The sequence below is a fragment of the Collinsella sp. LCP19S3_B6 genome, from assembly GCF_052121815.1.
Classification (GTDB): domain Bacteria; phylum Actinomycetota; class Coriobacteriia; order Coriobacteriales; family Coriobacteriaceae; genus Collinsella.
In genome coordinates this window covers 17,990-33,735 of record NZ_JBQKDN010000008.1, presented here as the reverse complement: position 1 = coordinate 33,735, position 15,746 = coordinate 17,990, and the positions used below count along the sequence as shown (strand labels likewise).

Annotated in this window: 16 protein-coding genes and 2 pseudogenes; 4 read left to right on the top strand and 14 right to left on the bottom strand. The window is 58.2% G+C overall.

Annotated elements, in window-relative coordinates; translation table 11 throughout:
- Window positions 1–122: 122 nt before the first annotated feature.
- Entirely contained in the window at window positions 123–824 is a 702-nt protein-coding gene (locus ACTQWD_RS04350; RefSeq protein ID WP_441559353.1) for a GntR family transcriptional regulator, read from the top strand.
- 112 nt (window positions 825–936) lie between these two features.
- On the opposite strand, the gene glmS is transcribed toward ACTQWD_RS04350, so the two are convergent.
- Complete coding sequence (gene glmS / locus ACTQWD_RS04345; RefSeq protein ID WP_441555002.1) at window positions 937–2,784, bottom strand: glutamine--fructose-6-phosphate transaminase (isomerizing); 1,848 nt, start codon at window positions 2,782–2,784, stop codon at window positions 937–939.
- 329 nt (window positions 2,785–3,113) lie between these two features.
- On the opposite strand from glmS, the gene ACTQWD_RS04340 reads away from it, so the two are divergent.
- Entirely contained in the window at window positions 3,114–4,226 is a 1,113-nt protein-coding gene (locus tag ACTQWD_RS04340; protein WP_441559352.1) for a LacI family DNA-binding transcriptional regulator, read from the top strand.
- Window positions 4,227–4,339: 113 nt separating this feature from the next.
- On the opposite strand, the gene ACTQWD_RS04335 is transcribed toward ACTQWD_RS04340, so the two are convergent.
- Window positions 4,340–4,990 (bottom strand): HAD family hydrolase, encoded by a 651-nt coding sequence (locus ACTQWD_RS04335; RefSeq protein WP_441559351.1) that lies wholly within the window; start codon window positions 4,988–4,990, stop codon window positions 4,340–4,342.
- Between the two features lie 167 nt (window positions 4,991–5,157).
- On the opposite strand from ACTQWD_RS04335, the gene ACTQWD_RS04330 reads away from it, so the two are divergent.
- Window positions 5,158–6,036 (top strand): hypothetical protein, encoded by an 879-nt coding sequence (locus tag ACTQWD_RS04330; RefSeq protein ID WP_441559350.1) that lies wholly within the window; start codon window positions 5,158–5,160, stop codon window positions 6,034–6,036.
- A 95-nt stretch (window positions 6,037–6,131) separates the two neighbouring features.
- Window positions 6,132–6,332 carry a hypothetical protein gene (locus tag ACTQWD_RS04325; RefSeq protein ID WP_441559349.1) on the top strand — a complete coding sequence of 67 codons (201 nt, stop codon included), beginning with the start codon at window positions 6,132–6,134 and terminating at the stop codon, window positions 6,330–6,332.
- On the opposite strand, the gene ACTQWD_RS04320 is transcribed toward ACTQWD_RS04325, so the two are convergent.
- The 12 genes and pseudogenes from ACTQWD_RS04320 to ACTQWD_RS04265 all read right to left on the bottom strand — a co-directional run bounded on the left by ACTQWD_RS04320 (window position 6,329) and on the right by ACTQWD_RS04265 (window position 15,742).
- Window positions 6,329–6,979 carry an HAD family hydrolase gene (locus tag ACTQWD_RS04320; protein ID WP_441559348.1) on the bottom strand — a complete coding sequence of 217 codons (651 nt, stop codon included), beginning with the start codon at window positions 6,977–6,979 and terminating at the stop codon, window positions 6,329–6,331. The genes ACTQWD_RS04325 and ACTQWD_RS04320 overlap by 4 nt on opposite strands.
- Before the next feature lie 244 nt (window positions 6,980–7,223).
- Window positions 7,224–7,655: pseudogene (locus ACTQWD_RS04315) on the bottom strand (PTS sugar transporter subunit IIA); the annotation flags it as partial.
- Window positions 7,656–7,687: 32 nt separating this feature from the next.
- Entirely contained in the window at window positions 7,688–8,626 is a 939-nt protein-coding gene (locus tag ACTQWD_RS04310) for a transketolase family protein (protein ID WP_441559347.1), read from the bottom strand.
- Window positions 8,626–9,456, bottom strand: a complete 831-nt coding sequence (locus ACTQWD_RS04305; RefSeq protein ID WP_441559346.1) for a transketolase — start codon at window positions 9,454–9,456, stop codon at window positions 8,626–8,628. Before ACTQWD_RS04305 ends, ACTQWD_RS04310 begins: the two co-directional genes overlap by 1 nt.
- Before the next feature lie 64 nt (window positions 9,457–9,520).
- Window positions 9,521–9,637: pseudogene (locus tag ACTQWD_RS04300) on the bottom strand (fructose-6-phosphate aldolase); the annotation flags it as partial.
- A 334-nt stretch (window positions 9,638–9,971) separates the two neighbouring features.
- On the bottom strand, window positions 9,972–10,676 hold the full coding sequence (locus tag ACTQWD_RS04295) for a transaldolase (RefSeq protein ID WP_441554999.1): 705 nt from the start codon (window positions 10,674–10,676) through the stop codon (window positions 9,972–9,974).
- 92 nt (window positions 10,677–10,768) lie between these two features.
- Window positions 10,769–11,509, bottom strand: coding sequence for a GntR family transcriptional regulator (locus tag ACTQWD_RS04290; protein WP_441559345.1), 741 nt, complete (start codon window positions 11,507–11,509; stop codon window positions 10,769–10,771).
- A gap of 191 nt (window positions 11,510–11,700) precedes the next feature.
- Window positions 11,701–13,005 carry a deoxyribose-phosphate aldolase gene (deoC, locus tag ACTQWD_RS04285; RefSeq protein WP_441559344.1) on the bottom strand — a complete coding sequence of 435 codons (1,305 nt, stop codon included), beginning with the start codon at window positions 13,003–13,005 and terminating at the stop codon, window positions 11,701–11,703.
- A 26-nt stretch (window positions 13,006–13,031) separates the two neighbouring features.
- Window positions 13,032–13,424, bottom strand: coding sequence for a hypothetical protein (locus tag ACTQWD_RS04280; protein WP_441554996.1), 393 nt, complete (start codon window positions 13,422–13,424; stop codon window positions 13,032–13,034).
- 116 nt (window positions 13,425–13,540) lie between these two features.
- Window positions 13,541–14,848, bottom strand: coding sequence for a PTS ascorbate transporter subunit IIC (locus tag ACTQWD_RS04275; protein ID WP_441554995.1), 1,308 nt, complete (start codon window positions 14,846–14,848; stop codon window positions 13,541–13,543).
- A gap of 55 nt (window positions 14,849–14,903) precedes the next feature.
- Window positions 14,904–15,203, bottom strand: coding sequence for a PTS sugar transporter subunit IIB (locus tag ACTQWD_RS04270; protein WP_117734930.1), 300 nt, complete (start codon window positions 15,201–15,203; stop codon window positions 14,904–14,906).
- 89 nt (window positions 15,204–15,292) lie between these two features.
- Window positions 15,293–15,742 (bottom strand): PTS sugar transporter subunit IIA, encoded by a 450-nt coding sequence (locus ACTQWD_RS04265; protein ID WP_441554994.1) that lies wholly within the window; start codon window positions 15,740–15,742, stop codon window positions 15,293–15,295.
- Window positions 15,743–15,746 lie beyond the last annotated feature (4 nt).

Below are 15,746 nucleotides of genomic sequence, written 5' to 3'. Positions count from 1 at the left end.
AAAAACAGACTAAGATGTCGCAAAAGTTCTCGGGCAACAACCGAATTACCCAGCGCGGAGAGCTGATTCGCGGCATAATTAACAACTGACATATGAGTGTGATAGAACAGTTGCGAGGCGCTATGGAAGAATCGATGCACGTCGGCGAGCAGGAAACGAGCCTACAGGACCAGTCCTACCACACCATTCGACGCAAAATCGTCTACCTGGACTACAAGCCGGGCGAAAAGTTGGGCGTCAAGCAGCTTTGTGACGACCTAGATATGGGGCGCACCCCTGTGCGCGAGGCACTGGTGCGTCTGGCGCAAGAGGGCCTAGTGCGCACCGTGCCCCAAAGCGGCACCTATGTCTCGCCCATCAACCTCACCCTTGCCGAGAGTGCCTGCTACATTCGCGAACACCTGGAAAAGCAGGTGATTGTGGAGTGCTGCGCCCGTGTCACCTCGGTAGGCATCGAGCAGCTCGACCGAGCCATCGCGCTGCAGGAAAAAGCCATGGCCGAAGAGGACCGCATCGGCTTCTTTTTAAGCGACAACCTCATGCACCGCATGATCTTTAGCATTGCGTGCCGCAGCACCGTGTGGTCGTGGCTCGAGGCGACCAATGCCGACCTGGAGCGCTTCCGCTGGCTGCGCGCCGCTACGCAGGCGCTCGACAATCAGGAGATTGTTAACGAGCACAAGCAAATCCGCCGCGCCATCGCCGGTCGCGATCCTATCGAGGCAAGCTTTTTGGTCAGCAAGCACCTGCATATGATGTTCCGCAACCAGACCGAGGTCCTGGACCAATATCCCGAGTACTTCGAGACCAGCAAGCTCCGCTAACCTGCCAAAAAGGGACAGGTTTATTTTGGCAGGTTTTACCATGGCAAATGCAACAAGGCCCGGCTCCGCCGCAACGGAGCCGGGCCTTAGTTGTTAGGATGACGGAACTCGATTACTCTACTGTGACACTCTTGGCCAGGTTGCGGGGCTGGTCAACGTCGCAACCGCGCAGGATGGCAACCTCGCGGGCGAGCAACTGCAGCGGAACGCTCGCCGTGATGGGGCTGAATACGTCGCGGACGGCCGGCACGCGAATGACGCAGTCGGCGATCTTGTTGATTTCCTCGTCGCCCTCGGTAGCAACGACGATGACCTTGGCGCCGCGCGCCTTGCACTCCATGAGGTTCGACACCGTCTTGTCGTATGTTGCGCTCTTGGTTGCAACCGCGATAACGGGGAAACCCGGGTCGATCAGCGCGATAGGGCCGTGCTTCATCTCGCCGGCAGCATATGCCTCGGCATGCAGGTAGCTGACCTCCTTAAGCTTGAGCGCGCCCTCGTAGGAAATGGCGGCGCCCATGCCGCGACCCACGAACAATGCAGACTGCGCGTCCTTGCAGACAAGCGCGGCCTCGTGCACGGCCTCGGTCTGCGTATCCAGAATCCACTGGATCTGCTCGGCCGTATCGGAAAGCTCGCGGAACAGCATGCGCGCCTGCTTGGTGGTCAGACGGTACTTAACCTGCGCCAGCAGCAGGGCCAAAAGCGTAAGGCTCACGACCTGACCGATGAAGCTCTTGGTCGAGGCAACTGCAATCTCCTTGTTAGCCTTGGTGTAGATAACGCCGTCGCTCTCGCGCGCCACCGGGCTGCCCAGCACGTTGGTGATGCCAAAGACCTTGGCGCCCTTGATGCGTGCATCGCGAATGGCGGCAAGGGTGTCGGCCGTCTCGCCCGACTGGGACACGGCCACGACAAGCGTCGTCGGCGTGATGATGGGGTTGCGATAGCGGAACTCGCTTGCCGCCTCGACCTCGGTAGGAATACGAGCCCAACCCTCAATAAGGTTCTTGGCGATAAGTCCGGCATGGTAGCTGGTGCCGCAGGCAATCACATACACGCGGTCGATATCGTTGAGCTCCTCGAGCGAAAGGCCCAGCTCGTCGATATCGAGCTCACCGGCGGGGGTCATGCGGCCCACCAGGGTATCACGCACGACGCGGGGCTGCTCATGGATCTCCTTGAGCATAAAGTCGGGATAACCGCCCTTTTCGGCCATATCCAGGTCCCAGTCGATATGGGTAAGCTTGGGCTCAATCACGTTGCCAGCCTCGTCGGTATACTCGACGCCTGCGGGCGTAAGCTTGGCAAACTGACCGTCTTCGAGCACCACGACATCGCGGGTGGCATCGATAAGCGCGATCACGTCGGAGGCAACGTAGGAGCCGGTTTCGCCGACGCCGACCACAATCGGGGAGTCCTTGCGGGCCACGGCGATCACGCCAGGCTCATCGACAGAAACGGCGGCCAAACCATAGGCGCCCACCACGTGGGTGCAAGCCTCGCGCACAGAAGCCATCAGGTCGTGTGTCTCGGCATAGGCTTCTTCGATCAAGTGCGCAAAGACCTCGGTATCGGTATCGCTCTTAAAGTGATGGCCGCGGCCCTCCAGCTCCTCACGCAACTCGGCGAAGTTCTCGATGATGCCGTTGTGGACGATGGCGATGCGACCGTCGCAGCTGGTGTGGGGATGGGCGTTGACAACGGAGGGCTTGCCGTGGGTAGCCCAGCGGGTGTGGCCGATGCCGCAGGTGGCGTCGCTGTCGACATTGGTAAGTTCGCTCTCCAGGCCCGCGACCTTGCCCACGCGGCGAATGACGTCGAGGTGAGCCACCGTGCCCTCGCCCACCTCGAGCGCGACGCCCGAGGAGTCATAGCCGCGATATTCCATGCGCTTAAGGCCCGTGACAAGGATGTTCTTTGCGATATCAGAGCCGGTGTAGCCGACAATTCCGCACATAGGATAAATCCCTTCGCTCGCGTGACTGCAAAACGTCCACGCACAAGGGGCGCTGAGACGTATAACGTTCGAGTATTGTACTCACGCGAGCGCAAGCTGATATACCAGAAGTGGTATCTCAACTTAGATACCACCCGATGCACACACGTTCAGCCGGTCCAAACCACCACAAAGGTGCCTGTCCCCTTCGTGGTGGTCTCGTTGGCAATAGCGTTTCCCCAGATAAAACCTGCCAAAATAAACCTGTCCCTAATTGGCAGGTTTTGACACCCTAGGGACGGGCGATGCTACAATCTGGCTTGTACTTGAAACGCATCAAAGGGGCCGCTATGGCAAAGGTAAAAATCAGCGACGTCGCGCGCGAGGCAGGGGTCTCGCTGGGCACGGTATCCAACGCGCTCAACCATCCCGAAAAGCTGCGCCCCGAGACCCTCAAACTCATCAACGAGACCATCAATCGCCTTGGCTACCTGCCCAACCAAAGCGCCCGCCAGCTCGCAGGAGGCACCACCAAGTCCTTTGGCCTGGTCCTCCCCCGTCTCGACCACGGCTTCTCGCTCCAAATTGCCAGCGGTGCCCATAACGAGGCCCGCAAGCACGGTTACGACCTGCTTATCGCCAACGCCGATAACGACGACATCCTCGAAGACCACTACCTGCGCTATTTTATGGGCACGCAGATGTCCGGCGTCATGGTTCAGCCCATGGCATCCCCCGATTGGCACCCCGCCATGACCAAGATGCCCGTGCCGATTGTCCATCTGGACATCCACTGTTCCGAGCCCGGTTACTACGTGGCCGCCGATAACGAGGCACAGGGGCGCATTATCGCCGAGCTCGCCATTGCCCGCGGCGCACGCCATATCACCGTTGTGGGCAGAGCGGCATTTATGCAGCTCACCCTGCGCGTGCTTGGCATTCACAAGGCCCTCGCCCTTCATCCCGACATCAAAATTGAGGTCATTGACGCCGGAGAATGGAATACCGCTGCCGACGGTTACGGCATCGGCGCCCAGATTGCCGAGCGCTCTGCTGACGAGCGTCCGGATTTTGTCATCGGCCTAACCGACGTATTGGCCTCGGGTGTTATCTCGGCGTTGATCGACAAAGGCATCTCCGTCCCCAAGCAAGTTCGCGTGGCCGGCTGCGACGGTAACCCGCTTGCATGGAGCGGCGCAGTACCGCTCACCACCGTAGCACCCCCGGGCTACGAGATTGGCCGCAAGGGTGTCCAGCTGCTCATGGAACAGATCGAGAACAAGGCGCCGACAAAAACCAAACGCGTCCGTATCGGCTCCTCCGCACGCACCGTCACCGAGGTCACAGCCGCCGAGGACATCAACCGTCAGGAACTCGTGCGGCCGTTCCTCTTAGAGCGCGCCAGTACCCAGGCAAGCAGCCAAGCCGAAGCCACCGCCATCAACCTGGGCGCGTATCTATAGCACGTCGACCAGTATGCCAAAACGCAGCTTAAGCAAAAGAGGCCCGGCCATTGCCGGACCCCTTATGCTTAAGCGTAAATGTGGGCAATTGCCCGTTTCAACGCCGCAGCTGTCTAGCGCACGGCCTTGACCGCCGCCGTAAGGTCGAACAGCGTATCGAGCACGGCCTCGCAGCCGTCCACCACATTCTGCGGCAGCGGCACAATGTCGGGGACGGCAAAGACATGGCAGCCGGCCGTAATACCCGAGACGCAGCCGTTGCGTGAATCCTCGACCACAGCGCATTCCTCGGGAGCAAAGCCCGCGCGCTCGCAGGCAAGCAGATACATCTCGGGGTCAGGCTTGCCGTGCACGACGTCCTCGCCGCAGGTCACCGTCTCAAACTTGTCAAAAAGGCCGACCATCTTAAGGTTGCGCTCGGCCGTAACGAGGCGCGACGACGTCGCTAGACCCACGTGATAGCCCGCAGCCAGCAGCTCGCCTATGCACTCGGCGGCACCGGCCTTAAGCTCCAAATCGGTCTTGACCATCTCGTCGCGAATCTCCTTGTGGCGAACATAGATCGCCTCGGTGGTTTCATGGCTGCCGTAATGCTTATCAAGGATGTCCATGACATCGGGCAGCGTGCGGCCGATAAACTGATGGATCAGCGCATCATCAATCGCGACCCCCAGCTCGGCAGCGCCCGCCTTCCATGCCTTGATGCCCAAACGCTCGGTATCGACCAGCGTTCCGTCCATGTCAAAAATTACAGTCTTGATCATATCGGTCCCCTCACCGGATTGCATTACGGCCACTCTAGCGCACTTTACAAACTTGTATATAACGTATATAGCATATTGCACTATCGTTACATAGGCAGAAGTCATATGACGAGCAGTCCGATAGGATTATAGTTTTCGACCGAGTACTCAATGGTAAGGATTGTTTTATGCTTTCAGACACTACCGCACCTGCAAAGGAGCTTCAGGACAAACTCGCGGCGCTCGAACAGCTGCTTTTGGCATACGGACGCGTCGCCATCGGCTTTTCCGGTGGCGTCGACAGCAGCTTTTTGGCCGCGGTCTGCGCCCGCATCATACCTGCCAGCACGCTTCTCGTTCACCTCACCACGCCGCTCATCGGCACGCCCGAACAGACCTCGTTTGAGCGATCCGTTGACAGGCAAACCAATGAGGGACCGCATTTTAAGCTCCCCGTGCTCAATCTTTCGGTCGATCAGCTGCAGCTCCCCCAAGTAGCCTGCAACGACGCCAACCGTTGCTACCACTGCAAGCACGCCGGCTTTACCGCCATCGTCAACCACGCTAAGTCGCTCGGCTTTCCCATCGTCATCGATGGCAGCAATGCAAGCGATCGCGGTGACTACCGTCCCGGCATGCGCGCTGCCAAAGAGCTCGGCGTAAGCTCCCCTCTTATGGAGGTCGGCTTTACCAAGGACGAAGAGCGCGAGCTGTTGCGCGCATGGGGCTATCCCGTTTGGAACCTGCCGGCGGGAGCCTGTCTTGCCACGCGCGTCCCCACAGGCGAGGAGCTTACGCATGAGAAGGTCGATTTAATCCGCGCCTGCGAGGACTACCTGCACGATCTTGGTCTGGCGCAGGTACGCGCGCGCTTGGTCGGCGGCCGCATGCGTATCGAAGCCGCTCACGCAGATGTCGCCAAGATTGCCGCTCTCGGCGGTGCTACCGTCAATGCCGAGGGCAAGACCCCGCTGCCCGCCGCCATCGAGTCCGCGCTGCGCGAGCTGGGCTGCGCCCACATCTCCCCCGAAGTCACCCCCTACATCCACGGCAACATGAACCAGTAACCTACCAAAAAGGGACAGGTTTATTTTGGCAGGTTTTATCTGGGGAAACGCGAAGAGTGCCACGCCAAATCACCGTTGCGGACAGGGCGGCATTCATGCAGCTCGCCCTGCGCATACTTGGCATCCACAAGGCCCTCGCCCTGTATCCCGATATCAAAATTGAGATCATTGACGCCGGAGAGCGGAATGCCGTAGCCGACGGCCACGGCATCGGCGCCCAGATCGCCGAGCGCGCCAGCACCCAGGCAAGCGGCCACTCCGAAGCCACCGTCATCGATCTCGGCACATACCTTTAGCGCACGGCCTTGACCGCCGCCGTCAGGTCGAACAACGTATTGAGCACGGCCTCGCAGCCATCCACCACGTCCTGCGGCAGCGGCACGATGTCGGGGACGGCAAAGACATGGCAGCCGGCCGTAATACCCGAGACGCAGCCGTTGCGCGAATCCTCGACCACAGCGCATTCCTCGGGGGCAAAGCCCGCGCGCTCGCAGGCAAGCAGGTAGATCTCGGGGTCGGGCTTGCCGTGCAGGACGTCCTCGCCGCAGGTCACCGTCTCAAACTTGTCAAAGAGGCCGACCGTCTTAAGATTGCGCTCGGCCGCGACGCGGCGTGACGACGTCGCAAGGCCCACGTGATAGCCCGCAGCCAGCAGCTCGTCGAGGCGCTCGGCGGCGCCGGCCTTAAGCTCCAGGTCGGTCTTGGCCATCTCGCTGTGTAGCTCAATGTTGCGGGCAAAAATCGCGTCGGCGGTTTCGCCCTTGCCGTAATGCGCCTCAAGGATGTCCTTAACATCGGCATTCGAACGGCCGATAAACTGATGGATTAACGCATCATCAATCGCGATCCCCAGCTCGGCCGCGCCCACCTTCCATGCCCTCATGTCCAAACGCTCGGTATCAATCAGCGTTCCATCCATGTCAAAAATAACAGCCTTGATCATATCGACCCCTTCATCGGCTTGCGTTACCGCAAATCTGCTGCACGTTACAAGCTTGTATATAACGTATATATCATATTGTACTTTTGTTACATAGACAGAAGCTTTATGACGCAGCCTGCCCAAAAGGGACAGGTTTATTTTGGCAGGTTTTATCTGGGGAAACGCAAACAGGGCCGCGACACCTCTATGGCGTCGCGGCCCTTTTCCTTGGAGAAGGATCGATTGATTGAACGGGATGACCGTTCTAGTCTTCGAGTCCGCTATTGATGAGCTCCGCAATCTCAACGGGATCGCTGCTCGCGCGCACCTTGTCACGGAAGCCGGCGTCCATCAGCATCACGGCAGCCTTGGAGAGCAGACGCAGGTGCGTGGTTCCAGCCTCGCCGGCGGGCACGTACAGCGCGAGCGCAACATCGACGGGCACCCCATCGAAGCTCGGCCATCCAACGGGCTCGGCCAATTTAAGCACGGCAACGCCCGGCGTGTGGATCGCGTCGCTTTTGGCATGCGGAACGGCAAAACCGGCGACAAGGCCGGTCTCGGCCTCGTTCTCGCGAGCAATAAAGGCAGCCTCTACGGCAGATGCGTCATCGGCAAAACCGAGCTCGATGGCCTGCTCGGACAAATAATGCAGGGCGTCCTCGCAAGAGGCGACGGTATACCCGATCGTCACTTGGTTGGCAGATACTAATCCCGTGGAAGTCTTCCTTACAACACAGACCTGACTGCAGCTTCGATACCGTCGGCGTCTAAACCGTACTTGTGCAGCAAATCGACCGCAGGGCCGGACTCGCCGTACACATCACGCACGCCGACGCGTCGCATCGGCACCGGATGCTGCTCCGCGAGCACCGAAGCCACGGCCTCGCCAAGACCACCGATAATCGAATGTTCCTCAGCGGTGACCACGCGACCGGTCTTCTTGGCGCTGGCAACCACCAGGCGCTCATCAAGTGGCTTGATCGTGTGCATGTTGATGACCTCGGCATCGATGCCATCGGCAGCGAGCGCCTCGGCAGCCTCAAGCGCCTCGGCGACCATGAGACCGCATGCGACGATAGTCACATCGGACCCCTCGCGCACGACCACGCCGCGGCCAATCTTGAACTCATAGTCCTCGCGGTCGTTGATGACCGGTGTTGCCAGACGGCCGAAACGCATGTAGACCGGCCCCTCAAACCCATAGGCGGCGCGTACGCAAGCGCGAGCCTCGATGTCATCGGCGGGAACGATCACCGTCATACCCGGAATCGTGCGCATGAGCGCGATGTCCTCGCAGCACTGATGCGTGGCGCCGTCTTCACCGACCGAGATGCCCGCGTGCGTGGCGCCGATTTTGACGTTGAGGTGCGGATAGCCGATGGAATTACGCACTTGCTCGTACGCGCGGCCGGCGGCGAACATGGCAAAGGTGCTTGCAAAGGCGACGTGGCCCGTGGTTGCAATGCCGGCGGCAAGCCCCATCAAGTTGCTCTCGGCAATGCCGGCGTCGTAGAAGCGCTCAGGGTGCGCAGCCTTAAACTTACCGGTCTGCGTGGCGGCGGCCAGGTCGGCATCGAGAACCACAAAGTCATCGTGCTCATTGCCCAGCTCGACAAGTGCCTCGCCATAGCTAACGCGCGTGGCGACTTTCTTGACGTCTGCCATTAGAGCTCCTCCCCTGCTGCTGCGAGCTCGGCCATGGCCTGCTCAAACTGTTCATCGTTGGGGGCCTTGCCGTGCCAGCCCACCTGGTTTTCCATAAAGGAAACGCCCTTGCCCTTCACCGTCTCGGCGATAATGGCCACAGGCGAGGCACTCACTTTGCGAGCCTCGGCAAAGGCCGCGGCAATCTGCGCCATGTCGTTGCCGTCGGCGAGCTCAATCACATGCCACTTAAAGGCGCGGAACTTGTCGGCAAGCGGCATAGCCGAGTTAACTTCGTCGATACTGCCGTCAATTTGCAGGCCATTGTGATCGACGATAGCGACGAGGTTATCCAGGTCGTGGTTGCCGGCGAACATGGCCGCCTCCCACACCTGGCCCTCCTCGCACTCGCCGTCGCCCAACAGCGTGTAGACGCGGTAGCTGTCACCCCAGTGCTTTGCGGCGAGCGCCATTCCGACCGCGGCGGAGATACCCTGACCGAGCGAGCCGGTAGACATGTCGACGCCCGGCGTGTCATTCATATTGGGATGGCCCTGCAGGCGGCTGCGGATATGACGGAGCGTCTCGAGCTCCTCCTTAGGAAAGAACCCGCGTTCGGCGAGCACGGCGTAGAGTGCCGGAGCGCAATGTCCCTTGGAGAGCACAAAGCGATCGCGCTCAGCGCGGCTCGGATTCGCCGGGTCGACATCCATTTCCTCAAAGTAGAGGTAGGTCATAATGTCGGCGGCGCCAAGCGATCCGCCCGGATGCCCCGACTTGGCGGCGTGAACCGCAGTCACGACACCCTTCCTGACCTCATTGGCGACCTTCGCCAGTTCCTGGTTGGTCATACGAATTCCTCTCTTGAGAACAACCCCGGCACTGGATGATGCAATGCCGGGGCAATTCACTCGTTTAAGCCCGCGCGACGACCTTTTCCCAGTCAGCCTCGAAGGAGGCGAGACCTTGATCGGCCAGCGTGTGGTGCGGCCACTTCTTGAGCGCGGCCATAGGCACGGTCGCGATGTCGGCGGAGTCAACGTCTTCCCGCGTCAGCTCCTTCTCGATGCCCAGACCACCCTGGGCCTCAGCCTTGTGCTCAATGCCACAGGCGGTGCATTCATTTTGAATCGCCTTCTGAGCCATATACATGTGGGCGATATCCACGGTACAGACGGCACCGTCTGCAATCTGCATTTTAAGATGGCGTGCCAGACGGAAATTTCACCCTAAAACACAAAAGTCCCAAGTCAACAAAAGCCAGGAGCCTTTGCCAACTTGGGGCATTACGAGTCGCCGCCGTACAGGCAACGACGACCCTTACTCCTTCTGCCATCAGCCGATATAAACGACTCGGCTTGTCCGGTTACGGCAGGATGTGGAATCCAAGCGTTTCGATATCACGCGCGAAACCCTTAACGGTGTCGAGCGAATACTCCATGAGGTCCTTACCGACGTTCTTGCGCTTGGCCAGGATGCCGTTGGGGACGGTAATGATCTGGCACCCCACGGACTCGGCCTGATAGATATTCAGCAGCTCACGGGTAGACGCCCACAGCACCTCACACAGCGGCTTTGCCGCGGCCTTTTTGACAGACTCAGCCATCAACGGCAGCGGATCAACGCCGGTATCGGCAATACGGCCGGCGAAGATAGAGATGATAGACGGCGTCTCAGCAGAGACAGCGTCCACAAACTCATCGACCTGCTCGGGAGTAAAGATCGTCGTAACGTTTACCTTGATGCCGTCAGCGGAAAGACGTTTAACGAGCGCCGCGGTCGACTCACCCTTGGTATTGAGTGCGGGAATCTTGACATACACATTGTCAGCCCAAGTCGCAATCTCGCGAGCCTCGGCCTCCATGCCCGCCTCATCGTCCGCAAAGACCTCAAACGAAACCGAGACATCGGTGATGTGCTCGAGCACGGTCTTGGCGAACTCGCGATAATCGGTCACGCCGCCCGCCTTCATAAGCGATGGGTTAGTCGTAAAGCCCTGAACGTTACCGTTCTCGGCCATGTCGAGCATGCCCTCGAGATTGGCACCGTCGGCAAATACCTTGATTGCCATAATGTACTCCTTACATACATGATGATATAGAAATGTACGGACTGAATTGTTTGTCAAAAGCGCCGCCGCATCAGAGTGGAACGGAGAGCCCCTTAATCGAGTTCGATCTCGAGGCGGTAGAGGTCGGCGCGGTAGAACGACTCCACATACTCACGGGGCACATTCTGCTGGTCATGAGAAACCCTCGTAATGTTGAGCAGCGGAGCACCAACGCTGATGCCCAATAGCTCGGCCTGCTCGTCGGTAGCAACGCAAGCTCCAATCTTTTGGCTCGCACGGCTCCAGCGAATATCGCACGAGTTATTGAGATAAGCGCGAAGCGATTCCTTGGAAAAGTCGCGCTCCGCAATATGCGGGACATAGCCGTCTTCGTAATAAATCGTCTCCAGATAGAACGGACGATCGCCCGACACGCGCACACGGCGAAGGCAGAAGGCCTTTGCGCCCTCAGCCAAGCCCAGCTCGTGGGCAACGTGCTGAGGCATGGTTACAACGCCAGACTCAATCAAGCGTTTTTGCGGCACTGCAAACTCGTCCACATTCTTCTTGATATAGCTCGAGACACGCTTAGGCGAGCTAAGTGGCACGTTGGCAATAACCTCGGATCCGCGGCCACGCTTCTTCTCAATCAAGCCATTATTAGAAAGCAGCTCCATCGCCTTGCGCGCCGTTGCACGCGAAACGTCATAGCGCTTCATAAGATCGCTTTCGGAGGGAATATAGTCGCCAATCTTGTAGGCGCCGCTCGTAATTCCCTGGAACAAGATATCGTACAGCTGATAGTACAGCTGTTCCTTACCGCTAAAATCGAGCTCAGACGTTTCGGTCATCATCCCACCCTATCTGGAACAGTTCTCTAAATCCTTGACATCAGGTGCTGTCTTTTAATAAATGTTAACTGCAAAATATCAAAAGACACACATCGATAACCCTGCCTGAGCATATTTCATTCCAGCCGAGTATACTTCACCAACTCACCGCTAGCTTGGGGCATTCCTTATGCAAAGAATGCCCCAAGCTGCCTCTAGAGCGCGCCGAAAAGCTTGCGCGGGCTGGCACTCGCGCCGATACGATCGGCACCAGCGCCCGACATAAGCGCAAGATCTTCTTTCGTGCGTACGCCGCCCGATGCCTTAACCTTTACACGGCCGCCCAACTCTTGAGCAAACAGATAGACATCCTCGACCTGGGCACCAGCCGTACCAAAGCCCGTAGACGTCTTAATAAAGTCTGCACCGGCAGCCTCGACGGCATGACAGATTGGCTTTTTGGTTTCCTGCGCCAGATAGCACGTTTCGACAATGACCTTGAGCGTCGCATTGGGCACGGCCTCGCGCACGGCTCGAATATCGTCCTCGATTGCCTGGTAATCGCGAGCCTTGACCATGCCCTGATCGATCACCATATCGATTTCGGAGGCACCGTTGGCGTAGGCATCGGCCGCTTCGGCGGCTTTCGCAGCGCTCGTCATATAGCCAAGCGGGAAAGCGATGACCGTGGTAAGCGCAAGATCGGGATAAGCCTTGTGGGCACGGGCGATATACGAAGGCGGGATGCATGCGCTGGCACAACCGTACTCGATTGCCTCGGCACAAATGGCATCAATCTGATCCCAAGTCGCCGTCGGCTTAAGCAATGTATAGTCGATGCGCGAGCAGAGGTCCTCATCGGTAAGCTCCGCCCCCGCCTTGGCGGCAATGGCGGCAACCGACGAAGGATCGTCCAGATACTCATCGACCTTGGCCAAAAAGCCCGGATAGTCAACGGTATCGACATTGGTCACGTCAAGCTCAATGGTATGACCTAGCTCAAACGTATCATAGCCGCGTTTTTTGATTCGGTCGACAAGGGTATCCAAATCGACCAGGTCATCGCCCTTGCTACGATCCTCGAGCACATCGCCCTTGTGATAATGCGTCACAATGTGCGCAAGATGACGCGTCGGCTTAAGATCGCGAGCACGGTAGCGCTTGCTGATCATAACGGGATCGGCGACAAGACGAATCGTGAGCACACGGTAGCCGTGCTTGTCGGCCAGCTCGGCGAGCCTGTCGTGCTGCTTAGCAGAGAACGGATAATCGCACATAATCTGCGGCCCATCCGCCATGGCAGCATCGAGGCGACGGAACCACTCCTGAAGAGCGTTCGCATCAACCTGTGCCTTTTCCTCGGCATTGTTAAAGCCGTACGTATCCCAATACTCTTCCTTAACGTCATCAAGCGAGACACTCAAAAAGTTCTCGGATGTATGGCGAGCCTTGATGCGATCTGCCAAATCGGTTTTTCCCGTAGCCGGAGGTCCGGCAAGCAAAATCAGCGTCTTTTCCATGCTAGGAAACCCTTCTTACTACCCGATTATTTGCCACGAAGCTGGTCTTTGGAGATGGCAAGCATCTCGGTAACCTTGTCCATGTAATACTTGATAGCCTCATCGTCTTTCGCTTCGGCGGCAGCCGCACGCTTCTTGTTGTACAGCTTGACCAGTGCCGCAGACGCTTTACCCATCGTGCGATTGACTTCCAGGCTTTGCTCGTATGCCTCAACGGCCTCGTCGACCATGTTGGCATCGGCATAAAGCTTGCCAATTTCGTTTAGAACGTTTGCGGCAGCGACGCCCTCCTTGCCCTCGAGCTCGGAACGCTTTGCCTTAACGGCGTCGAGAACGGCATCTCGATCGAGAACGGGTGCGGTCTCGGCTGCAGCGGAGGCCACCTTCCCCTTTTTCTTGCCAAATCCAAACAAACCCATTGGAAACCTCCACTAGCAGTAATAAATGAAGGGGGTTGTTCCCCTGCCGGGGACCAGGCACAGGAACAACCCCCTTAAAGAAAGACTTAGACCTTCGTCAGGCGCTACAAGAATCCTTATGCGATACCAAAGACGCTGAGGATGGACTTGATGGCCATGAAGAAGAAGCCGGTGACGACGGTGTCGACGTCGGTGCAGGTCATGTTCACGAAGCCAATCTGAGCGAGCATCGGGGACAGGAGCGCAGGCAGGATCATGATGAAGATGCCGTGGAAGATGCAGCCGATGATGGCGCCGCGACGACCGTCGATGGCGTTACCGAAGATACCAGCAGTGCCGCCAGCGAAGAAGTTGGACATAACGCCAGGGATGACGAGGGTGCCCATGAAGCCGGTGATAGCCATGCCGATCAGCGAGCCAAGCGTGGTGAACACAAAGCCGAAGATAACGGCGTTAGGGGCATAGGTGAACAGGACAGGGCAGTCCAGAGCGGGGCGCGCATCGGGGACGAGCTTCATCGAGATGCCCTGGAAGGCGGGGACGAGCTCGGCGAGCAGCAGGCGGACGCCGGCGAGCAGGACGTACAGACCAACGACGAACTGCATGGCCTGGAGGAAAGCGTAGACCATGAAGTTGGTGGCGCCGCAGTAGTCAGCAGCGGCAGCAGGACCAGCGAAAGCAGCGACGACCAGGTAGAAAATGATCATGACCAGGCCGACAGCAGCGTAGGTATCCTGGAGGAAGGACAGGGACTGCGGAATCTCGAGGTCCTCGGTGGACTTGGACTCCTTGCCGCCAGCGAGCTTCTTGGTGATGCTTGCGATAAGGGCGGTGAACATATAGCCAAAGGTGCAGAAGTGACCCAGGGCGATGTCATCGGACTCGGTAATCTTGCGGACAACGGGCTGAGCGAAGGCAGGCATGAGGGTAGCGAAGGCGCCACCGACGATAGAGCTGACGACGATCAGGGGGACACCGCGAAGACCGCAGAAGAAGGCGAACACGACGCAGAGCGTGGACTCCCACAGAAGGGCCTGGCCAGTCAGGAACACATACTTAAACTTGGTGAAACGAGCGAGAATGATGTTCACCACGAAGATGCCAGCGAGGCAGATGGCGATCTCGGAACCAAGGCCGAGGTCGGTCATTGCCTGACCGTTGATGCCCTCGATGGAAGCGACGACGGCGGTCATGCCGTTGAAGCCGAAGGCGGAGTTGAACATATCGCCAAAGTAGGCAAGAGAGCCCTGCATGACGCTCGAGCCGGCAGCCAGAACAAGGAAGCCGAGCATCGTCTTAAACGTGCCGAGCAGCACGTCGTTGACCGGCTTCTTCTGAAGCACAAGGCCCAGGCAGGCGACGAGGCCGATAACAACGGCGGCCTGCGTCAGGATGTTATTGATAATAAACTCAAGAACAGCCATGTTGTACACCCCTTTTTTCTCATGTACATTTCTATCAATCTAGGCGAAAAGACTCTTACTCTAGGACGCCCATCTCCTTGAGCACCGGAGTCAATTTCTCCTCGATTTCCTTCTTATCGACAAGACGCTTAAGGAACACGCAGGGAAGACCGGTGTTGTAGCTCTCAATCTGCGTCTTGAAGTTCTCGGCAGCGACAATCATGTCAAAGCCCTTGGAGGCACCCGCAGCGCTGGAAACGCTGTCGTGGTCCATCTTGCACTGGACCCCGAGCTTCTTCATAACCTGCTCAATAGCCATCTGGCAGGCAAAGCTGCTTCCAAGACCATTGCCGCAGCAGCACAAAATCTTGACCATGTTCATTTCCTTTCCTTTTGGGGCACGCGCCCCGCCTCGGGTTAGATGCGGGCGAATACATAGACTCGCCCGCACCAAGCGACGCTGTTTTACGCCGCCGCACCCGTAAATGCCTGATAAATCTCGTCGGCATCATCAGAAGCGACGATCTGCGCAATCTTGTCCTCATCCATAAAGATGCCAGCAAGTACCTGCATAGCCTCAATATGTGAATTGGAATCCTCTGCCGCAAGCGCGACCAAAAGACGAACATCGAAGCTGTCTTCCGAGAACCTAACGGGCTTCTTCAGGACCGTCACGGCAAGCTGACCTTTAATGCAGCCGTCCTCGGGACGGCCGTGAATCAGCGCGACGTCTTCGGTGAGCACGTAGTAGGGACCCATCTCGTTGGTAGCGCGGATGATCTCATCCGCATAGCGATCCTCGACGTAGCCGCCCTCGTTGAGCGGGGCGATTGCAAGCTTGATCGCGTCCTGCCAGGAATCGACAGAATCGACAAGGCGAACGTTTTCGCGCTTGAGCATCTCCGTAATCTGCATCGGT